Source organism: Streptomyces sp. NPDC001108, from assembly GCF_053598535.1.
Genome location: NZ_JBSFKL010000001.1, coordinates 284,352 through 303,553 on the forward strand (window position 1 = coordinate 284,352; position 19,202 = coordinate 303,553).

General features: G+C 72.7%; 19 protein-coding genes. 11 read left to right on the forward strand and 8 right to left on the reverse strand.

Annotated elements, in window-relative coordinates; translation table 11 throughout:
• Positions 1 to 68 precede the first annotated feature (68 nt).
• Together lysA and ACWC97_RS01215 are read right to left on the reverse strand one after the other, a co-directional pair.
• The gene (gene lysA, locus ACWC97_RS01210) at positions 69 to 1,415 is read right to left on the reverse strand and encodes a diaminopimelate decarboxylase (protein ID WP_450646668.1); all 1,347 of its coding nucleotides are present in this window, start codon (positions 1,413 to 1,415) and stop codon (positions 69 to 71) included.
• 19 nt (positions 1,416 to 1,434) lie between these two features.
• Complete coding sequence (locus tag ACWC97_RS01215; protein WP_450646670.1) at positions 1,435 to 1,812, reverse strand: SAV_915 family protein; 378 nt, start codon at positions 1,810 to 1,812, stop codon at positions 1,435 to 1,437.
• Positions 1,813 to 2,123: 311 nt separating this feature from the next.
• Here ACWC97_RS01215 and ACWC97_RS01220 point away from each other — a divergent pair, with 311 nt between their 5' ends.
• From ACWC97_RS01220 to ACWC97_RS01230, 3 genes are all read left to right on the forward strand, one after another.
• Complete coding sequence (locus tag ACWC97_RS01220) at positions 2,124 to 2,552, forward strand: hypothetical protein (protein WP_450646672.1); 429 nt, start codon at positions 2,124 to 2,126, stop codon at positions 2,550 to 2,552.
• A 185-nt stretch (positions 2,553 to 2,737) separates the two neighbouring features.
• Complete coding sequence (locus ACWC97_RS01225) at positions 2,738 to 3,853, forward strand: PLP-dependent cysteine synthase family protein (RefSeq protein WP_450646673.1); 1,116 nt, start codon at positions 2,738 to 2,740, stop codon at positions 3,851 to 3,853.
• A complete protein-coding gene (locus ACWC97_RS01230) occupies positions 3,850 to 5,139 on the forward strand; it encodes an MFS transporter (protein ID WP_450646675.1) in 1,290 nt (429 codons plus the stop codon). Before ACWC97_RS01225 ends, ACWC97_RS01230 begins: the two co-directional genes overlap by 4 nt.
• Positions 5,140 to 5,657: 518 nt before the next feature.
• Here ACWC97_RS01230 and ACWC97_RS01235 read toward each other — a convergent pair.
• On the reverse strand, positions 5,658 to 6,785 hold the full coding sequence (locus ACWC97_RS01235) for a helix-turn-helix domain-containing protein (protein ID WP_450646677.1): 1,128 nt from the start codon (positions 6,783 to 6,785) through the stop codon (positions 5,658 to 5,660).
• 244 nt (positions 6,786 to 7,029) lie between these two features.
• Between ACWC97_RS01235 and ACWC97_RS01240 the strand changes: the two genes are divergently transcribed.
• Positions 7,030 to 7,584, forward strand: coding sequence for a hypothetical protein (locus tag ACWC97_RS01240; protein ID WP_450646679.1), 555 nt, complete (start codon positions 7,030 to 7,032; stop codon positions 7,582 to 7,584).
• 94 nt (positions 7,585 to 7,678) lie between these two features.
• Here the strand turns inward: ACWC97_RS01240 and ACWC97_RS01245 are convergent, their stop codons facing one another.
• Positions 7,679 to 8,230: a DinB family protein gene (locus ACWC97_RS01245; protein ID WP_352280279.1), complete on the reverse strand. Its 552-nt coding sequence runs from the start codon at positions 8,228 to 8,230 to the stop codon at positions 7,679 to 7,681.
• A 315-nt stretch (positions 8,231 to 8,545) separates the two neighbouring features.
• On the opposite strand from ACWC97_RS01245, the gene ACWC97_RS01250 reads away from it, so the two are divergent.
• The 3 genes from ACWC97_RS01250 to ACWC97_RS01260 all read left to right on the forward strand — a co-directional run bounded on the left by ACWC97_RS01250 (position 8,546) and on the right by ACWC97_RS01260 (position 12,541).
• Positions 8,546 to 9,655, forward strand: coding sequence for a hypothetical protein (locus tag ACWC97_RS01250; protein WP_450646681.1), 1,110 nt, complete (start codon positions 8,546 to 8,548; stop codon positions 9,653 to 9,655).
• Between the two features lie 77 nt (positions 9,656 to 9,732).
• Positions 9,733 to 10,599, forward strand: coding sequence for a DUF3592 domain-containing protein (locus tag ACWC97_RS01255; RefSeq protein ID WP_450646683.1), 867 nt, complete (start codon positions 9,733 to 9,735; stop codon positions 10,597 to 10,599).
• Positions 10,600 to 11,359: 760 nt separating this feature from the next.
• Positions 11,360 to 12,541 (forward strand): carboxylate-amine ligase, encoded by a 1,182-nt coding sequence (locus ACWC97_RS01260; RefSeq protein WP_450646685.1) that lies wholly within the window; start codon positions 11,360 to 11,362, stop codon positions 12,539 to 12,541.
• A 103-nt stretch (positions 12,542 to 12,644) separates the two neighbouring features.
• Here the strand turns inward: ACWC97_RS01260 and ACWC97_RS01265 are convergent, their stop codons facing one another.
• Positions 12,645 to 13,355: an SGNH/GDSL hydrolase family protein gene (locus tag ACWC97_RS01265; protein ID WP_352280275.1), complete on the reverse strand. Its 711-nt coding sequence runs from the start codon at positions 13,353 to 13,355 to the stop codon at positions 12,645 to 12,647.
• Between the two features lie 195 nt (positions 13,356 to 13,550).
• On the opposite strand from ACWC97_RS01265, the gene ACWC97_RS01270 reads away from it, so the two are divergent.
• Entirely contained in the window at positions 13,551 to 14,024 is a 474-nt protein-coding gene (locus ACWC97_RS01270) for a hypothetical protein (protein ID WP_450646686.1), read from the forward strand.
• A 395-nt stretch (positions 14,025 to 14,419) separates the two neighbouring features.
• On the opposite strand, the gene ACWC97_RS01275 is transcribed toward ACWC97_RS01270, so the two are convergent.
• A complete protein-coding gene (locus ACWC97_RS01275) occupies positions 14,420 to 15,385 on the reverse strand; it encodes a pirin family protein (RefSeq protein WP_450646687.1) in 966 nt (321 codons plus the stop codon).
• Positions 15,386 to 15,561: 176 nt separating this feature from the next.
• Here ACWC97_RS01275 and ACWC97_RS01280 point away from each other — a divergent pair, with 176 nt between their 5' ends.
• On the forward strand, positions 15,562 to 15,906 hold the full coding sequence (locus ACWC97_RS01280) for a tetratricopeptide repeat protein (RefSeq protein ID WP_352280272.1): 345 nt from the start codon (positions 15,562 to 15,564) through the stop codon (positions 15,904 to 15,906).
• Between the two features lie 296 nt (positions 15,907 to 16,202).
• On the opposite strand, the gene ACWC97_RS01285 is transcribed toward ACWC97_RS01280, so the two are convergent.
• Positions 16,203 to 16,964: a CbtA family protein gene (locus ACWC97_RS01285; protein WP_450646689.1), complete on the reverse strand. Its 762-nt coding sequence runs from the start codon at positions 16,962 to 16,964 to the stop codon at positions 16,203 to 16,205.
• Between the two features lie 28 nt (positions 16,965 to 16,992).
• Positions 16,993 to 17,208: a CbtB domain-containing protein gene (locus tag ACWC97_RS01290; RefSeq protein WP_352280270.1), complete on the reverse strand. Its 216-nt coding sequence runs from the start codon at positions 17,206 to 17,208 to the stop codon at positions 16,993 to 16,995.
• Positions 17,209 to 17,480: 272 nt separating this feature from the next.
• Here ACWC97_RS01290 and ACWC97_RS01295 point away from each other — a divergent pair, with 272 nt between their 5' ends.
• Entirely contained in the window at positions 17,481 to 18,080 is a 600-nt protein-coding gene (locus ACWC97_RS01295; protein ID WP_450646691.1) for a histidine phosphatase family protein, read from the forward strand.
• Positions 18,081 to 18,268: 188 nt separating this feature from the next.
• Positions 18,269 to 19,156 carry a glycoside hydrolase family 16 protein gene (locus tag ACWC97_RS01300; protein ID WP_450646693.1) on the forward strand — a complete coding sequence of 296 codons (888 nt, stop codon included), beginning with the start codon at positions 18,269 to 18,271 and terminating at the stop codon, positions 19,154 to 19,156.
• Positions 19,157 to 19,202 lie beyond the last annotated feature (46 nt).

Sequence of the window (19,202 nt, forward strand, 5' to 3'; positions counted from 1 at the left end):
CGGGCGGGGGCGGCGATGGCCGGACGACCGGCACGGAGACGCACGGCTGACGGGGCGGGGCGGGCGGCTCACGGCCCGACGTCGCGGCCGACGAGGTCGGCGAGGGACTCCCGGCGGACCAGCAGCCGGGCGCGGCCGTCCGCCACGGCGGCCACCGGCGGGCGGCCCACCAGGTTGTAACCGGACGCCATGGAGAGGTGGTAGGCACCCGCGACCGGTACGGCGATCAGGTCCCCGGGGCGGACGTCACCGGGCAGGTCCACGTCGGCGGCGAGTACGTCGCCCGCCTCGCAGTGGCGTCCGACGACGGTCGCCGTGCGGGGCTCCGCCGTGCTCCGCCGTCCGACGAGCCGGGGTGCGTACCGCGCCCCGTAGAGCGCGGGCCGGGGGTTGTCGCTCATCCCGCCGTCCACTGCCACGAAGACCCGGGTCCCGGTCCGCTTCACCGCGAGGACCCGGTAGAGCGCCACGCCCGCGGGCCCGACCAGCGCCCGGCCCGGCTCGACGGCGAGGCGGGGCACGGGGAGGCCGGCCCCGGCGCAGCTCTCGGCCAGTTCCCCGCGGAGGAGGGCGCCGAGGGCGGGGAGGTCGAGCGCGGTCTCCCCCGGCCGGTGGGCGACCCCGTGGCCGCCGCCGAGGTCCAGCTCCGGCAGGGCGGTGCCGTGCCGGTCGCGGATCCGGGCGAGCAGCGCGACGACCGTGCGCAGGGCGGCGGTGTAGGGCTCGGGCGTGGTGATCTGCGAGCCGATGTGGCAGTGCAGCCCGACGAGTTCGAGTCCGGGCTGGTCGAGGATCCGGGCGACGGCGCGCTCCGCGCCGCCGTCGGTGACCGACAGCCCGAACTTCTGGTCGTCCGTGCCGGTGCGGATCGCCGCGTGACCGCCCGCGCTGACGCCGGGGACCACCCGGACCAGTACCTTCTGGCGGGTGCCCGCCGGTACGAGCGCGGCGATCCGGGCGATCTCCCAGGTGCTGTCGATGACGATCCGGCCGACGCCCAGGCGCAGCGCGGCCTCCAGGTCCTGCGGGCTCTTGGCGTTGCCGTGCAGCACGATCCGTCCGGGCGGGAAGCCCGCGGTGACGGCGTACTCCAGCTCGCCCGCGGAACAGACGTCGAGGCCGAGCCCCTCCTCGCGCACCCAGTGCAGCAGGGCGCGGCAGAGGAACGCCTTGGCCGCGTAGAGGACGTCGGTGTCCGGGAAGGAGCGCAGGTAGGTGCGGCAGCGCTCGCGCACCTCGTGCTCGTCGAGGAGGTAGAGCGGGGTGCCGAACCGTTCGGCCACCTCGGTGAGCGGGACGCCGCCCAGCGCGACGTCCCCGCCGGGAAGGTGACGCGCCGAGGCGGGCCAGACGGACAGACCGGCGGGGGCGGCGGGCGCGACCGTGTCCGGGCCCTCGGGAGCTGCGGTGGTCATGGTGGTCTCCCTCGGCCGGTCAGGAGGCGGATGTGGCGGACAGCGACGGTGTCCTGGCGGTGCACGGTTCCCGCACCGTCCGGCACGCGGGCCGCCGGGGCACGGCGGCGGGGCCCGGTACGACGAGCAGCGGGTCGACGACGAGTCCGGGGACGCCGAGCGGCGCGACCAGGGCGCGGACCGCCGGTTCGGACAGCCGGATCCAGTGCTGCCGGACGCCGAGGGCCCGGACCAGTTGCCGTTCACCGGTGAAGGCGACGGCGGTCCGCTCCCCGAGCGGCGTGCGGAAGAGGCGGGCGCAGCAGCCCGCCGGTCCCGGCCGGACCGGGACGAACAGCGTTCCGGTCCGGCCGGCCCGAAGGGGGTCGGGGTCCTCTGCGCACGGGTGGTCGTTCATGGCACTCCTTGTGGGAACGGGCGGTTCGCCCCGGACCGCCGATGGCCGGGGCACGGTACGACGCCGGGGTGCGTCGCCGGACCGCCGTCGCCGCCCGACGGGGCGGCCGGGCATCCGACGACACACCCTAGGCCCGCTCCCGCCCGCCCGGACCCACCCGTTAGCGCCCCCTTGACCTCGTACGCGCCCCTCTTGACGTCCGTTTGACGACCGGTCACCGGCCGGGCCCGTGCGGGCGGCGGCCGAGTTGGGTGACCACGTACAGAAGCACTGAATGTGACTTCACGCATGCGATTGAGTACGTTGAGTGAGTGATCGCTGCCGCGCCCCTCCCTCCGGCGCATCGCCGGGTGCGCGGCAGCGGTGTGCTCCTCGCGCTGGTCTGGATCGCCTTCCATCTGCTCGGCTGTGTGCACAGCCATGCCTCGGAACTCGGCGCCCACCACATTCCGATGGAGGTGAGCGTCACCGCTCCGGCTTCCCCCGCCCCGCCCGGGACCGGCCCGGTGACGGCGTCGTCCTCCGATTCCGGCTCGTGCTGCCCGGAGTCGGATCACGCGGCGGACTGGCTCCGCACCGACACCCCGTCCGCGCCGGTGCCGGGCGGGGCGTTGACGGCGCAGGTCCGGCCCTGTCCGGCCACCGCCGCGCTCATGGGGTGCGGAGCGGACCGGGCTCCGGTGCGTCGGCCGACCGGTGGGCGGTGCGTTCTCACGGCACTCTGCGTGGCGCGGACCTGACAGGGGTGCGGTGTGTCCGGCGGACCGGATCGCCCCGGTCCGGATCCGCCGGGCATACCCCGGCGCCGCCGCCCGACCGCCCCCGGCGCCTGCCGGGCCGGTCGCGGGCCGCGGTGCCCCGGTCCCCCATTCCCCGATGCCCCGACGGCCGCTTCCGGCCCGGGGCGAGGAGCCGTGACACCCGCATGAACATGTCCTCGTACGCACCTGCCCCGACCTCCGCCCGGGGGCCCTCCGAGCTGGTGGGCCGCACCCCGGTGCTGTGGATCGGCGAACCCTTCGCCGATGCCGGCCGCGGTTTCTGGGCCAAGCTCGAAGGCGCCAACCCCGGCGGCATCAAGGACCGGCCCGGCCTCCACATGGTGGCCCGGGCCCGCGAGCGCGGCGAACTGGCACCCGGCGCCCCGGTCGTGGAGTCCTCCAGCGGCACCCTGGGACTGGGGCTGGCGCTGGCCGGGATCGTCCTGGACCATCCGGTCACCGTCGTCACCGATCCCGGTCTGGAACCGGGCATCCGGCGGGCCCTGACCGCCCACGGCGCCCGGATCGAGACCGTCGACACCCCGCATCCGTCCGGCGGCTGGCAGCAGGCCCGGCGGGAACGGGTGGCGGAACTGCTGGCCGCCCTGCCCGGGGCGTGGTGCCCCGACCAGTACAACAACCCGGACAACGTGGCGGCGTACGCGCCACTGGCCGCCGAACTCGTCGCGCAGCTGGGCCGGATCGACGTGCTGGTCGCCTCCGTCGGGACCGGTGGGCACTCCGCGGGGATCTCGGCCGCGCTGCGGCCCACGTTCCCCGGCCTGGAGCTGATCGGCGTGGACTCCGTGAGCTCGACGATCTTCGGGCAGCCGGCCGGGCCGCGTCTGATGCGGGGGCTGGGCTCCAGCATCCACCCGGGCAATGTCGCCCACTCCGCCTTCTCCGAGGTGCACTGGGTGGCCCCGGCCGAGGCGGTCCGCGCCTGCCGGTCGCTGGCCCGCCACCACTACGCCTCGGGCGGCTGGAGCGTCGGCGCGGTCGCGCTGGTCGCGGGCTGGGCCGCCCGCACCCGTCCGGCCGGTACGCGGATCGCGGCGGTCTTCCCCGACAGCCCGCACCGCTATCTCGACACCGTCTACAACGACGCCTGGTGCCAGGGGCAGGGCCTCGCGCACATCTCCGCGCCGCCGCCGGAGGAACCGGACGAGATCACCGATCCGGGTGAGCGTACGGTGACGTCCTGGACCCGCTGCCGCACGGTCACCGGCCCGGCGGCCGGCACCGCAGCCACCCCCGTCGTCGCGGCGGGTGCGCGGTGAGGGGGCTGCACGCGCGGGTGCGCTCCTTCGATCCGGGCATCCAGCTTCTGATGGTCAATCAGTTCGGCATCAACCTCGGCTTCTACATGCTGATGCCCTATCTCGCCGACCATCTGGCGCACGGCCTGGGGCTGGCGGCCTGGGCGGTCGGCCTCGTCCTGGGCGTACGGAACCTCTCCCAGCAGGGGATGTTCTGGCTCGGCGGGACCCTGGCCGACCGGATCGGCTACAAACCCATGATCCTTGCGGGCTGTGCCCTGCGGACCGGGGCGTTCGCCCTGCTGGCCCTCGCCGGGAGCCTGCCCTCGCTGGTCGTCGCCTCCGCCGCGACGGGGCTGGCCGGCGCCCTGTTCAACCCGGCGGTCCGCGCCTGCATCGCCGAGGGTGCCGGGGAGCGCCGGGTGGAGGCGTTCGCCACCTTCAACGTCTTCTACCAGGCGGGCATCCTCCTCGGCCCGCTCGCCGGACTCGCCCTGCTCACGCTCGACTTCCGGGTGGTGTGCGCCGCCTCCGCGACGGTGTTCGGGGTGCTGGCCGTCGTCCAGGCGCGCCGTCTGCCCGCACGGCGTCCGGTGCCGGACCCGGAACGCGCGGGCGGCTGGCGGGGCGTCGCCACCGACTGGCGGGCGATCCTGGGCAACCGGCCGTTCCTCCTGTTCTCCGCCGCGATGGCCGGTTCGTATCTGCTGGCCTTCCAGACCTATCTCGCCCTGCCACTCCGGGCCCGGGCCGTGCTGGGTGACGGGAACGGTGCCGCGATGGGAGTCGTCTTCGCCGTCTCCGCCCTGGTCGCGGTCGCCGGCCAGCTCCGGCTGACCGACTGGGCCAGGAAGCGCCTGGACCCGGCGCGGGCCATCGCGCTCGGCCTGGTCGTCATGGGCGCGGCCTTCCTCCCGCTGCTGCCCGGCCCGGACCGGGGCGCGGGCCGCGTGGGCGCCGGGCTGGGGCTCGTGGGTCTGGTGGTGTGCGCCGCGCTGCTGGCCACGGGGTCCTCACTCCTGTACCCGTTCGAGATGGACACCCTGGTACGGCTCTCCGGGGAGCGTCTGGTGGCCACCTACTACGGCGCGTACAGCACGGCGGCCGGGATCTCCGTCGCCGTCGGGAACCTGGGGGTGGGAGCTATCTTCGACCTGGCCGCCCGGGTCCAGGCGCCCTGGCTGCCCTGGGCCGCGCTCTCCGCGCTCGGCGCGGCATGCGCGGGCGCCCTGACGGGCCTGCACCGCACCGGCCATTTGCGCCTCCCCTCCGCCGTCCCCCCGGCCGGAGCACCGACCGCGGCCTGAAGCGGGCGCGGCGGCCCGGGTCGGACATGCGGGCGGTGGCCGGTCCCGTTGCAGAGGGCAGGAGCGGGCATCGGGCATCGGGCCTCGACGGATGCGCTGCCATCGGGGCAGCCCTCTACGGCCTGGCCACCAGGGCCGCGCGCGACGTCCGCCCCGCGACATGAGCCTGACGTCCGCCGCTGCCCTGGTTTGCCACCCTGGACCGGGCCGCGGCACCGATCGGCATCAGCACCATGGCGAAGTTCAGGTCCGGCGTGCTGACGAGGAGCCTGCCAGGAGGCGGCGGGCAGGCTCCTCGTCGGCATGGGCGCGCACAGCCCACACCACACGGCACAACCGGGGCCCGGCCCGGACCCGGGGAGCGATGAGCGCCCTTGCTGCCCGACTGAGAGACTTGTCGCTCGGGCCGCGTGTCGGCGTACAGGCGCGGAAGCTCCAACTAACGAGCGCAGCCCCGACCCGTGCCTGGTGTGGCCGAGCCGACCGCCCCGCTGAACGACGTCGAGCACGACAGCCTCCTACGAGGCAGGCGCGATCGTCCCGACGCGCAGATACTGCGCGAACTTGATGTGCGTGAGGGACGCGTAGCCGTCGCCGTTGGTGCCTGGCGGCTTCGATCCGTACTCGGACGTGAAGCTGAACCTCCCGGCGTTCTTGACGTTGAACGCGCCGTACTCCTGCAGCGACTTCGCCACCATCCGCTCGTACGGCCTGAGCGAGGTGTCGGCGTCGATGTTGTACGCGCGGTCCAGCCAGATGAACTGCCCCTCGCGCCAGCGGCCTTGCTCCTGGCCGTCGCTGCCGACCGCCGGAAAGACATACCGACCGTTGTTGTCCGGGGTGCCGAAGCTCAGGGCGTGATCGATGCGGCCGGCCTTCCAGTCCGCGCGGGTGATCACTCCGGCGAGGCGGGACAGGCCGCTGCCGGTGGCCTGGCCCTTGAGGGAGACCGATGAGCCGCGGGTGTCGGACACGGCTCCCCATTCGCAGCTCGGCCTGCCGTCCCGCACCTCGGTCCGCCAGCACTCCACCGACCGGCCGTCCGGTGTGAGCACCACCGTCCATTGGCGATCCGGTGACGGCGCCTTCCACGATGCGTCCCAGGGAACGCCGACGCCTTCGAAGGGGTTGGGCCCCCATGGCCCGATGTGCTTGCGCGGGGTGACTTCGTAGGTCGGGGTGCTCGCGGTGGCTCGGTGGATCGGAGGCGCGGCCTTGCCGGTGTACAACTCCACCCGGCCCAGAGCGAGCAGGTCAGCGGCCATCTGCGCGGAGTCGGACGACAGGTGGGGACGCGGGTGCCGCTGATTGAAGGCGTCATCGTCGGCGAAGAAGCGGGGAGAGTGGTCGGGGCCGCCCGACGGTGGCGGCTCGTGCGCCAGCCGACTCGCGAGAACCGCCGCTGCGGCCACCAGTGCGAGCGTCGTACCCACGCCGACGACGATCGGCCACCGTCGTCCCGGTGCCGGTGCCGGTACTGGCGCCGTGCCTTGCTCGGCCTTCGCCGCCCGCCACCGTCGTTCCCATTCCGTGCGGTCGCCGTGGCAGGCTTCGGCATAGGCCAAGGCGACGTCCAGGGGCGGCAGTTGTCTGCCCTTCGCGGCGTTGGACAGGGCACTGGGCGACTGGCCCGTACGCGCGGCCATCTGCCGGTACGTCGGGCCGCCCGCCGAGTTGCGGAGGGCCCGTAACTCCAAGGCGAACCGCTCTGCCGGATCCTCCGCCGGATCTCCCGATGGGGGCTGTGTTGCTGCGGCCACCCGTCCGCCCTCCAAGCCATCGCCTGTGATCGTCTGTGTGTGACGCCTGGTCAGCTTCCCCGAGTCTAAGAGGCACGCGGATCTGGGGAAAAGGTCTCGCTCGGCGGCGTACCGCAGAAGGATGGACTGCATGGATGAAGGATGGGCTGCCCTGGCAGGAGCCGGAGTAGGTGTCGCCGGCGCTCTGTTCACCTCGTGGCTGACGTACAGGGCCGCGCGGCGGCAGGCGCCCGACCAGGGGGTGGTCGAGCATGGCCGGGCGCTACGGAGTGAACGCCTTCAGGCGTACCTCGCCTTCATGGAGGCGGCGGAGCCGGTCGACAGCGTGCTGCACCGGATCGCGCACCAGGACGGCGCTCTGGCATCCGTCCGGGACGCCCCGCCTCCGACCGATGTGTTGCGTACAGCCGTCGAGGAGCTCGGTACCGCGGTGGACGCGCTCTACAAGGCACAGGCGCGGCTCGATCTGATGGGGCCGGAAGCCGTGGCCGCGGAAGCCGTGAACGTATGGTCGGACGTGCGGTCCCTGCGGACGTACCTCGAAGGTGTGCTCCACGGGACACACGAAGGGGAGTTGTCGGACGGCGGGTACCGCACCGGCCTCGAAGACGCCGTCGACGCGGTGGAAGTGAGCCGGGAGAAGTTCGCCCGGCGTGCTCGCGGGGTGATAGAGACTCCACCGTGAGGCCGCAGGATGATGTCGGGGGCTGGGAGCGGCCGGTGGCCGGCCCAGAGGTCTCCAGGGCAGATGCCATGCCACCAACCGGGCTCCTGTGCCTTCACCTCGGTGGGTCCTCGCCCGTGAGCCCGTCGACGGATTCACGGATGAGGTCGGCGTGACCGGCGTGGCGGGCGTACTCCTCGATGAGGTCGAGGAGGATACGGCGGAGGTTGGGGCGTTCGCCGCTACGGGTGGTGTAGGCGCCGAGTTGGTCCAGTCCGCCCGTGCTGAGCGCCTGGTCGACGACGGCACGTGAGCGGGCGACCGATTCCCGCCAGAGAAAGCGCAGTTGCTCGGGGGTGTCCTCGGCGGCGGAGCGGTAGTCCCAGTCGGGAGTGCTGTCCCAGTCGACGGTGTCCCAGGGAGCACCCACGGGGGACCCGAGCCACAACCGGGCGAAGTGACTGTCTTCTGTGTGCGCCAGATGCTTGAGGAGGCCGCCCAAAGTGATGGCGGACGTGCCGAGCGTGGCGCGAAGACCGGCGGCGTCCAGGCCGGAGCACTTCCAGGCAAGGGTGGCCCGCTGACGTTCGAGGGCGCCGAGGATCGCTGCGGCCTCGTTGCCGGCGAGGGGAGGTTCCGGCCAGGCTTCGACCTTGCTCTCGATCATGGCTGCAGACCTTAGCGAACGGAGCTGACAGCGCGGCTGACGGGTGGACCGCAACGAATCGCTCACTCAAGGTCCGCCGGACAGGCCGTGGTCCGGGACGCTCGATCTCGTTTCGCCGACCCGCTTCATGAACGGGCTCGGCGCGCGAGTGCGGGTGCGGGGCCGCGTACAGAGCCTCTGGCGGAATGGTCGACGTATCGTCGGCTGCCAGGGTTGCCCGGCAGGTGACAACGCCCTTCCCACTAAACGACGTTGAGGGAGAGAAGGGCGCCCGGACGCCTACCGGACCGCGGCCCGGGCCGCCACAATCTCGGTATGACGATCACGCCGGGCCCTCCGAGCGCACCGCCGACGCGCCGCACCCCTCTCGACCTCGCGCGCGGGATCGTCACGGGCGCGGTGATCGGGAGCTCGCTCGCCGCACTCGTCGTCGGCACCGTCCTCGAACATGTTCCCCTGCTGGTCGGCGGCCTGGCCGTCCCCATCGCCTACGGACTCCTGGTCCTCGCCGCCGGGGCGCCCGCGCGCGCACGCGAGGCGGCCGTCGTCCCCCGTACCGCGCTCGCCATGATCGAGAGCCTGCGCGCCACCGGCGGGGAGAGCAGCGACGTGCCCGTCCGCTTCGACCTCACCGTCGCCCCGGACGGCGGACCGGCGTACCGCGTCGAGTCCACCCAGTCCGTCAATCTCGTCGACCTCCCCGACTACAAACCAGGCGGCATCGTCGTCGTCCAGTACCCACCGCACCGGCCGTGGGCGGTGAAGCTGGTGAAGCGCCCGACACCGGAGTGGGAGGACCGCGCGGCCGCGGCCCGCATCGATTCGGCGCCCGGCCCGGTCCTGGCCGACGAGCCGCCCCCGGGCGGCACCGTCGGCGGCTACCTCACGCTCCTCGCCCTGTTGCTCGGCGCGGCCGGCGTGGTCTTCGGCTTCCGGGCCGAACTCTTCGGCCCGGAAGACCCCACCGACCGGCCCCCCTCGGCCGCTGGGCCCGCCGACCCAGGCACCTCGTCCACCACGATCGTCTCGGCCGCGTCCGGCACCGTCGCCCTCGGCCCCGGGCAGTCCCTGTTCGACGAGGGCCGACTGCGTCCGGCGGTCGACTCGCTCACCAAGGGCGACGACAAAAAGCGTCAGGCCCTCACTGTCGTCGTGCAGGACCGCCTCCTCACCGTCGTCTTCACCCCCGCGGGCTCGCAGGCACCCGGCTTCGACCTGGACGCCCTGCCCTACCCACGCATCCCCGCCCTCGTCCGGGAGGCCAGGACCACTCTCGGCGTCCGCTCCCCGCGGACCTGGCAGCTCACCGCCGAGAGCCTGTCCGGCGCCCTCGTCCTCAGGGTCGGGGTGACCGGCACCGACGGCACCGCCTCGTTGGAGGCGAACGGCCACGGCGAGATCGTGCGGCGCGTCCCGGCGCGCTGACGGGACGGACGGGACGGGCACCCGGACGGAACGGGTGAGCCGGGTGGGGCAGGCGGTTCCGACCAGGAGGAGCACGGATGGATCGGCACGGATATCTGGCGTTGTGGTGCGTCGCCCTCGGCGCCGTCGCGCTCGTCGGATACGGACGGTCGCTGGCCGGGGTGACCCGCGGCCAGCGGGCGGTCCGCGTCATCGGCCGGATCGAACGGGTCGCGGAGCCCCGGCACGGGAGCTCGGGACGCGAGGGGATCGCCGTGGTCGTCACCTTCCGCGATCCCGCCACGGGTCAGGAGTTCACCGTCACCAACGACGGCGAGTGCGGCGACCGAATCAGCACGGCCTGGACGGGCCGGGAGATCGGCATCCGCTACCCTCCCGGCCGCCCGCACGCCTACCGCTTCACCACCGACCCGGACGCCGGACGGAGCGGGCTCGGCTGGCCCAACTTCGCGGTCTTCCTCGTCTACGTCGGGCTGGTCGTCGCCGCCTCGATCGACTGGGGCTGGCCGTGGGCCCTCATCGGCTTCGGCGTGCCCTGGACGCTGCTGGGCGCGGCCTACCTGCCCGGGGCCGTACGCGACACACGCCTGCGCATCGAGGGCCTCGCCTCCGGCGGCCCGGTCCCGGGCCGCGTCATCGCCGTACTGAAGGACGTCACGGTCGACGAGGACGGCGACACCGCCACCAGCCACACCCCGGTCGTCACCTTCACCACCCACGACGGCACCGCCGTCACCGCCTACCGCACCGAAGGGCTGCGCGATCCCGCCGGCTCGCGCGGCCGGGACCTCACGATCCACTACCGCCCCGAAAACCCGGCCGTCTTCACCACGGACCTCGCCGCCGAACACCGCTCCCGCGTCGGCGAGATCGCGTTCAGCGTCGTGGCCCTTCTGGTGGGGGTGGCGGCGGCCGTTGCGGGCGGCATCCTGACCGCGGGCTGACGCCCACCGCCCCCCGACGTGTCGGCCCTGCGGTCGGCACGACGTCAGGCGACAGCCGGCGCGGCCCGGGCGCCCGTCGCACGAGGCATGGCGCGGTTGAGGTCCTGGCGGATCTTCCGTAGATCCCGCATCGACCCCCGCCGCATGAGCGTCGCAATCCACACCGAACCGGAAGGCCCTCACCCGTTCAAGATCCCTCAGCCGAGACCTCGCCCCTCACGCGAACCGCCCCCTGCTGGGGTACGTCGAACCGCATCAACGCGTCCGCACGCCCGGGGATGCTCGGCAACCTGCGCCCTCCATCTATCGGCGACAACCTCACGACCGGGCTGACGTCGCCGTTGACGGCCTGCCCATGACAGCTCTCCGCGCACGCTGGTCCACCGCTGCGCAGAAGGTTCGTGATGACGGGCCGGGCGGGCCATCGTCCACGCCGTCTCCGCGTCCATCTCTTTGCCGAATTGGGTAACTGCCGTCGAGCACCCACCCGCGCACCACCGCCCACCTCCGCGGTCCGGCGCCGGAAAGCGGTCACCGCGGCACCTTCGGACACGGTCGTCCATGGCGGGAGGTGGCCTGGTCACCCCGGCCCGAACATGCAACCCTGGCCCGGCCCCCTCGTTCTCCGACGCACCGTCAGGCACATGCGCCCCCATCAATGTGGCCCGGACCCATGGCAGTTCCTCACCCGGACCGGCCCCCACGACAGCAGCCTTCGACGCGGGGAAGCGTCTCCCGCCCCGCAGGAACGGAGTCGCACATGCCACACGGTCGCACCAATCCCCCGCACCACCTCACTTCGCTCGGTCCGCCGACCCCGCCCCCGGGCGGCGACGGTGGACCGCTCACCTTCGGTGTCGAGGAGGAGTTCCTCCTGCTGAACCCGGAGACGGGCCGTCCCGCCGCCCTGGCCCCCCTCGTCATCAGCGATGCCGCTCCCGCTGCCGATGGCACGCTGACCGAGGAGATCACCCGGTTCCAACTGGAGGCGGCCACCCCGGTCTGCCGCTCCGCCGACCAGGCCCACCGCCATCTGGCGGGCGCCCGGCACGCCCTGGCCGACGCGGCGGAACGGCTCGGCCTCGGCCTGGTCGCCGTCGGCTGCGCACCCCACGGTGCCCCTGCGGCCCTCCCGCTGACCGACAGGCCCCGCTACCAGCGCATCGGCAACCGGTTCGGCGCTCTGGTGGAGTCCTACACCGTGTGCGGCTGCCACGTCCATGTCGGGATGCCGGACCTGTCCACCGCCCTCGCCGTCTCCAACCACCTGCGCCCCCACTTACCCACGCTGCTCGCGCTGAGCGCCAACTCCCCGTTCTACCAGGGGCGGGACACCGGTCACGCCAGCTGGCGCAACGTCCTCTGGTCGCGTCTGCCCTCCGCCGGCCCGCCGCCCATGTACCGCACCATCGACGACTACCACCACGCCGTCGACGCACTGCTGAGCGGCGGCGCCGCCCTCGACCAGGGGATGGTCTACTGGTTCATACGCCCTGCCCCACGCCTGCCCACCCTTGAGATCCGCGTCGCCGATGTGGCCGCGACCGCCGAGGAAGCGCTGTTGCTGGCCCTCCTCGTCCGCGGGCTGGCCGCCACCGCCCTGCAGGCCGTCGCAGACGACCGCCCCGCCGCCGAGGTGCCCGACCAGGTGCTCCGCCTCGCCCTGTGGCGCGCCGCCCACGACGGGCTGGAGGGGAACGGTCTGGAGACCGCCACCGGCGCCCTGACCCCCGCCCGCGCCCTGCTCGACAGCACTTTCAAGGCCGCGCAGCCCGGACTGGACGCCACCGGTGACACCGTCGTCGTCGCCGGTCTGATCGACCGCCTGCTCCGCTGCGGCAGCGGGGCCCACCGCCAGCGCGCAGCTCACGCCCGCGACGGCCGGCTCAGCGATGTCACCGCCCTGCTCGTCGAGCAGACCCGCACCCCGCTGCCCGCATAGCCCGGCGCCCCGCTCTGTCACGGGCGCACCGGCCCCCTGGCCATTGGGCATCCGGCCGTGTTCGGCGGGCGCCCGGCACGAGGGGCCCGGTTGTATCGAAGGGTCAGGCGGTCACGAGGTCTTTGACCGCCTTGGCGACCAGGTCGGCCTGGAGGTCACGGCCGGTGCGGTTCGGGTGCACGAACCAGGGCAGCCGGACCAGCCCGAGCCTGGCCTCGGACGTCTCCAGCATCGCGCCGATGCCCCGTTGCTCGCCGTCGCACGCGGTGTGGGTGCCGGACCGGTCGTAGATGTTGACGAAGGTGGCGCGCGCTGCCTGTGCTTCGCGGCTCATCAGGTCGTTGAGGGGCTTTTGGACTTCCTTGTCGAGGAACTTCAGAGCGTCCTGGTTGATGTCGGCGAGCGGCTTCCTGAACCCGCCGGGGATGGCGGTGAGGCACGTGGCGGTGTCCTCGGGAATGATCCTCGGGTAGCCCACCAGCACGGTCTTCGAGCCGGGGGACTGTTCGCGGATCTCGGCGAACATCCGGCGCAGGTCCCGCTTCACTGTCGTGAACCGGCCCTTGAGCCAGGCAGCCCCGTCACCGTTCTCGAAGAAGTCGGCGCAGTCGGCGGCCGGTGAGGTCCGGTCCACCGGGTCGACGGGCAACAGTGCGCCGGCCAGGCCCCGCAGCTGCCTGGAGCACTGCTTCATCATGGGGGCGAAGCCGACCGTGTTTCCGCCGAGGCTGCCCACGACCAGCTGGGTGTCCGGCCGCAGAGCGTCCTCCTGCGGCGCGACAACGGCGTCGCCATCGACGCCGCAGCCAGCCATCTCCGATCCGGCGACGCGGACGCGGCCTTCGACATGGCTGCACGCGCCCTCGCGGAGGGCCTCCGGCTCCGCTCAGGAAAGATCGTCGAACGGGCTCGCCGTCTTCGCTCCACCTACACCGACTCCGGGCGCACCGCTACGGTGCGCGAGTTCGACGCCCAACTCCATGCGACCTATCTCTAGAGAGGCAATCACATGCGTATCGGAATCACCGGGCACCGTGGCCTGCCCGCGGACGTAGCCAAACAGGTTCGCTCCAGCCTTGTCGCCCACATTGAGGCTCTGGACGCCGCCGACCTCGTCGCCATCAGTTGCATTGCCGATGGCCCTGACGCATGGTGGGCACAGATCGCGCTCGACGCAGGTGCCAAGCTCGAAGTGGTCATCCCAGCAGTTCAGTATCGGGACGGCCAGCCCGACTGGTACCACTCCGAGTACGACCAGCTCCTCGGGAGTGCCTCGGACGTTCACCGCACCGGTCTTGTCGAGTCGACTCCAGAAGCCCACCAGGCTGGTAGCGAAATTCTCGTGGGTCTCTCCGACCAGCTTCTCGCCGTTTGGGACGGGAAGCCGGCCCGAGGCTTCGGAGGAACTGCCGACGTCGTCGGCTACGCCCGCGAAACAGGTGTGCCCGTGACCATCATCTGGCCGGACGGGGCCTCGCGGTAGCCCTCGCGACCGCTTGCTCCAGGTCGGGTGACCGCGCGGTGGAGCTTTCACGGCCGACTCGACTCCACTGCGCGTGATCCGGTCGTGGCCCGAATGCTCTGCGGCACCGAGGGTGGGAGCGCGATCCGCGCGCCCACGCCTCCGCGTTGCCCATCGCCGCACAGCGCTCCCCGCCCACCTGACATCTCGACCAGCAGGCTAATGACAGCCCGTCAGCAAAGTCAGCATTGGGTCAGCATCAGGACTGGCACAGGTGGTCACACATGAGCAGACCCGGGAGCGACCAGAGGCCCAAAACTCCGATACGAAACCCAGGCCGGTCCTGGGCGCAAACCCGGGTGCCACTCTCGCCGTCCCTCCGCCGCCTACTGCGCCCCGGATTGTAAACACCCAGGTCAGCGCACTCGCCCCCGCGGCTTCAGCGGAGTCGCGGGCAGCTCGGGGGCAGGGAGCGGCGGGCCGTCGTACCCGTGGACGGTGCCGAACCGGTCCCCCGTCGCCCAATCCGCGCGGGCCTGTGCGATCTCCTCCTGGGACCGTCCGATGAAGTTCCACCACATGATCAGTTCCTCCTCGAACGGCTCGCCGCCCAGGAGCATGAGGCCCGCGTCGCTGTCCGCGCGCAGCGGGAGTTCGGTGCGGCCGCAGCCGAGGTAGAGCATCGAGCCGGGCAGGACGGGCACCCCGTCGACCTCGGCCCGGCCCGACATGGAGAGCACGGCGTACTCGAAGTCCGGTTCGAGCGGCAGCCGGGCCTCCGCTCCGGCGGCCAGGGCGAGGTCGGCGCCGATGAGCGGGGTGTACGTGGTGCCGGGTGAGGCGGTGCCGTCGAGTTCGCCGAGGATCAGGGTGGCGGTGAGGCCGGGGGCCGAGACGGTCGGCAGGTCGGTGTGGTGCTGGAAGTGGGGCTCGACCTGCCGGTGGGCGTCGGGAAGCGCCACCCAGAGCTGGGCGCCGTGCAGGAACCTCGCGTGGGCGCGGGGGCTCTCCTCGGAGTGGCTGATGGCCCGGCCGGAGGTCATCAGCCCGAGTTCGCGCGGGCGGATCGTACGGAGGCTGCCGAGGCTGTCCCGGTGCAGGACCTCGCCCTCGTGCAGCCAGCTGACCGTCTGGAGCCCCATGTGCGGGTGGGGCGGCACCTGCATCCCCGGCTCGTCCGCGATGTCGTCGGGGCCGTAGTGGTCGACGAAGGCCCAGGCACCGACCATCCGGCGGCCGAGGTTGGGCAGCAGCCTGCGGACCTCGGTGGACTCGCCCAGCCGCACATGGCGCGGGGCGAGGAGTTCGCGTACGGGCTCGGCGACGACGAAGCCGCGCCCGCCGCAGACGGCGGGAACGGCCTGGCGATCGAGATTGCTCATGGCGCTCAACCTATTCCCGCGCGGCACCGGGGTGCCGGTACCCACGCCGGAGATTTGGTGGAATATTCAACAACTGCACGGGGTTGGAGCGTGCGGAAGGACCGGGCGGCAGCCGGGTCGGCGGCAGGACCGGGCCGGGGACGTTCCCGATGACGGTCCACGACGGAGGAGACCAAGTGAGCGACACCTACTTCGAGTTCGGCACGGCCGCCGACCGCTGGGACCGGGCCGGGATGTTCTTCGAGGCGAAGGAGTACCTGACGGCGGCGCGGATCCTGGAGGGGCTGGTCGAGGAGGCTCCGGAGCTGGTGGCGCCGCGGCTGCTGCTGGCCCGGTCGTACTACCACTCGGCGCGGCTCGGCAAGGCCGAGACCGAGCTGCGGGCGGTGCTGGACCGCGACCCGGTGGAGCACTACGCGCGGCTGATGCTCGGGCGCACCCTGGAGCGCCAGGGCAGGGGCGCGGAGGCGGCGGGCCACCTGCGGATGGCGGCGGCGCTCGCCGGGGACTTCGACGACTGAACGAGGAAGAGGGAGCGGGCGGAGAGGACGGGGACGAACCGGAGGAAGGGGCGAGGCCCTGCGGGGAGAACCGGCGCTTCGGCGGCCGCTCCGGTGCGGGGCTCGCCCGGGGCGGGCAACCGGGCCGGGCCAGGCCGGACCAACCGCCTCTTCGGCGGACGCCCAGCCCGCTTCGGCGCCCCGGGCGGCCACGACATGGGGATCACGACGCGGCCGTACGCGCTGCCGTAGCGGTCCGCGCCCGTACCGGACCGGCCCGCACCGGCTCCCCGGCCGTGCCGGGGAGCCGGTTCCGGTCAGCCCGCGGTGGCCACGGTGCGGTCCCTCCCGGGGGCGACGGCCGCTCCCGGCACCAGCAGCCGTTCGGTGAGGTGGCCGAAGACCAGGCCGAAGGCCGCCCAGAGCGTGGCCTGCACGGCGAGGGTGCTCAGCCGGAACTCCCACAGCAGGGCGGCCGGGAAGTCCTTGCCGACCTCGTTGTACGAGGGCAGGAAGACGTACGAGACCCCGATGACCACGACGTAGGCGAGGGACGCCACGACCGTGGCGTTCCAGTTGCCCAGGCGCGGGGCGAGCCGCTTGCCGAGGATCACCGCGGCGACGGCCAGCAGCACGCTGAGCGCGACCATCAGGAAGAAGAGCGCGGTGCGCTTCCCGATGGTGTCGGGGTTGCCGACGGCCGGCGGGTTGGCCGGGTACTTCAGGAACGGTACGACGTACACGGCCAGCAGTGCCGCGCCCGCGATCAGAGCGGCCGTGGCACGTGGCCCGAACCGGCCGATCCGGCCGAGGGCGTAGCAGAAGACGAGCGCGGCGATACCGCCGATCGCCACGCCGAAGACGAGCACGCCGGTGGCGAGCCCGGCCGTGGACTGCACGGTGCGGCTGACGAGTTCCTCGCCGCCGTCGTGGGAGTGGCTGTGCGCCTCTTCGAGGGCGATGGCCGCGTCGACGCGCGACTCACCGAGGAAGTAGGCGACGAGCAGGGCGAGCACGCCCGCGACGAGGCCGGCCAGCATGCCGCGGACGAGCAGGGCTCTGACGGATATGGAGTTCATGGGAGTTCCCCTGGATCTGCGCGGTGGGTCAGTGGCAGGGGAAACCGAGAAGGTGGCGGCCGTCGTGGACCCACTCGTGGACGCCTTCGCCGGAGATGACCGCGGTGGCGCCCTGCTCTGCGCCGACGAAGTAGAGCAGGACGAGCATGAGGATGCCGAAGAAGACCGCCCAGGGGGCGATGGCCTTCAGCGAGATGGGGGTGATCGCCGGTGCGGCGGTGGCGGGGGCAGCAGTCTGTGCCATGGCAGAACCTCCTGGGGAACACGCGTCCCGATCGTGGTGCCTGAGACGTGGGTACTGGGTCTGACTTCCCGCACACGTACGGGTTCACAGTGGCGCGACCGTGCCGGATTCCCACCGGACTTCCAGATGCACCCACGTCATGTCCGCCGCGACCATACCGCTCGGGAGGACGCGCCGCCATGGCCCCGACAACAGCTCGGACGCGCTGGTGCGAGGGTGGACCCCTCGGGCGGGCACGGAGCCCGGACACCCCTAGGAGTTGACCGGAGATCATGGCGGTACGCGTGATGTTGATCTCGCCGGCGCTGAACGCCGCGCTGCGCGAGGCCCGTTTCGACGGGGACGCTCCTCTGGACGCCGCCGGGGCCCGCCGGGCCCGGGCCGCCGCTCCGGGTGTGCCGGACGCCGGACGGCGGCTGCGCGGACCGTCCGTGCGGTGTGCCGGGACCGCCGAGGCGCTGGGGTTGCGCGCGGTGCCGGAACCGGCCGTACGCGGCTGGGACCTGGGCCGGTGGAGCGGGCTGCGGCTGGACGAGGTGGGCGCGGCCGAGCCGGCGGCGGTCTCGGCCTGGCTGGCCGATCCCTCGGCGGCTCCGCACGGCGGCGAATCCCTGCTGGAACTGTGCTCCCGGACCGGGCGCTGGCTGGATTCGCTCGGCTCCGGCTCCGACGAGCGCGCCGGGGAGGACCGGGTGCTGGCCGTCGTCGAGCCCTCGGTGGTGCGGGCGGCGGTCGTCGCGGCACTGTCCCTGCCGCCGGAGTCCTTCTGGCGGCTCGACGTCGCCCCGCTCACCCTGACCGCGCTCTCCGGACGGTCCGGCCGGTGGAACCTGCGGTGCGGGCAGCCCCTTTCCCCGGCACCGGCCGACTAATCCCGTCCGGCCCGTTCCGTCCCTCATCCGTGTGCAAGAACTACGGTCCGCACCGCTTCTTGACACGGTATTGCTTCACTTCTTAAATCACGTACAGCACCACGACCTCTCCCTGCTCCCCCACACATGCGGCCCGTCATACGTATGACCGAGCTCCGGCCGCTCCCTTTCGCACGGGAAGGACCCCCATGACTCTTCCGTACCGTCCGCGGCGTCTGCTGACGTCCGCGCTCTGCGCGCTCTCCGCCCTCGCCCTCGTACCGACCCTGTCGGGACCGGCGGCCGGAACCCAGCCCTCCGGGCCGCGCGCGGCCGCTGCGGCGGCGGGCTTCGTCGACGACTTCGACGGTCCCGCGGGCTCCGCCGTGGACGGCGCCAAGTGGCAGACCGAGACCGGCGACAACGTCAACAATCACGAGCGGCAGTACTACACGGCCGGGAACAGCAACGCGGCGCTCGACGGCCAGGGCCACCTGGTCATCACCGCCCGCCGCGAGAACCCGGGCAACTACCAGTGCTGGTACGGCACATGCGAGTACACGTCGGCCCGGCTGAACACCTCGGGCAGGTTCAGCCAGACGTACGGGCACTTCGAGACCCGGATGAAGATCCCGCGCGGCCAGGGCATGTGGCCGGCCTTCTGGATGCTCGGCGACGACATCGGCCAGGTCGGCTGGCCGAACTCGGGCGAGATCGACGTGATGGAGAACGTGGGCTTCGAGCCCTCCACCGTCCACGGCACCCTGCACGGTCCGGGGTACTCGGGCGCGAACGGCATCGGCGCCCCGTACAGCCTCCCCGGCGGCCAGGCGTTCGCGGACGACTTCCACACCTTCGCCGTCGACTGGGCACCGGACTCGGTGAGCTGGTCGGTGGACGGGAACGTCTACCAGCGCCGCACCCCGGCCGATCTGAACGGGAACAACTGGGTGTTCGGCAAGCCCTTCTTCCTGATCCTGAACCTCGCGGTCGGCGGCGACTGGCCCGGCGCCCCCGACGGCAACACCGCCTTCCCGCAGCAGCTCGTCGTCGACTACGTGCACGTCACCACCAGCGGCGTCCGGCCGCCCGCCTGAGCCGCCACGGCCGCCACGGCCGCCACGGGGAGGCGGCGGAGCCGGA

Coding starts and splice junctions, on each gene's coding strand:
- lysA (WP_450646668.1), bottom strand. CDS start 1,415: ATGACCACCGCAGCTCCCGAGGGCCCGGACACGGTCGCGCCCGCCGCC.
- ACWC97_RS01215 (WP_450646670.1), bottom strand. CDS start 1,812: ATGAACGACCACCCGTGCGCAGAGGACCCCGACCCCCTTCGGGCCGGC.
- ACWC97_RS01225 (WP_450646673.1), top strand. CDS start 2,738: ATGAACATGTCCTCGTACGCACCTGCCCCGACCTCCGCCCGGGGGCCC.
- ACWC97_RS01235 (WP_450646677.1), bottom strand. CDS start 6,785: ATGGCCGCGCGTACGGGCCAGTCGCCCAGTGCCCTGTCCAACGCCGCG.
- ACWC97_RS01240 (WP_450646679.1), top strand. CDS start 7,030: ATGGATGAAGGATGGGCTGCCCTGGCAGGAGCCGGAGTAGGTGTCGCC.
- ACWC97_RS01245 (WP_352280279.1), bottom strand. CDS start 8,230: ATGATCGAGAGCAAGGTCGAAGCCTGGCCGGAACCTCCCCTCGCCGGC.
- ACWC97_RS01250 (WP_450646681.1), top strand. CDS start 8,546: ATGACGATCACGCCGGGCCCTCCGAGCGCACCGCCGACGCGCCGCACC.
- ACWC97_RS01255 (WP_450646683.1), top strand. CDS start 9,733: ATGGATCGGCACGGATATCTGGCGTTGTGGTGCGTCGCCCTCGGCGCC.
- ACWC97_RS01260 (WP_450646685.1), top strand. CDS start 11,360: ATGCCACACGGTCGCACCAATCCCCCGCACCACCTCACTTCGCTCGGT.
- ACWC97_RS01265 (WP_352280275.1), bottom strand. CDS start 13,355: ATGGCTGGCTGCGGCGTCGATGGCGACGCCGTTGTCGCGCCGCAGGAG.
- ACWC97_RS01270 (WP_450646686.1), top strand. CDS start 13,551: ATGCGTATCGGAATCACCGGGCACCGTGGCCTGCCCGCGGACGTAGCC.
- ACWC97_RS01275 (WP_450646687.1), bottom strand. CDS start 15,385: ATGAGCAATCTCGATCGCCAGGCCGTTCCCGCCGTCTGCGGCGGGCGC.
- ACWC97_RS01285 (WP_450646689.1), bottom strand. CDS start 16,964: ATGAACTCCATATCCGTCAGAGCCCTGCTCGTCCGCGGCATGCTGGCC.
- ACWC97_RS01290 (WP_352280270.1), bottom strand. CDS start 17,208: ATGGCACAGACTGCTGCCCCCGCCACCGCCGCACCGGCGATCACCCCC.
- ACWC97_RS01295 (WP_450646691.1), top strand. CDS start 17,481: ATGGCGGTACGCGTGATGTTGATCTCGCCGGCGCTGAACGCCGCGCTG.
- ACWC97_RS01300 (WP_450646693.1), top strand. CDS start 18,269: ATGACTCTTCCGTACCGTCCGCGGCGTCTGCTGACGTCCGCGCTCTGC.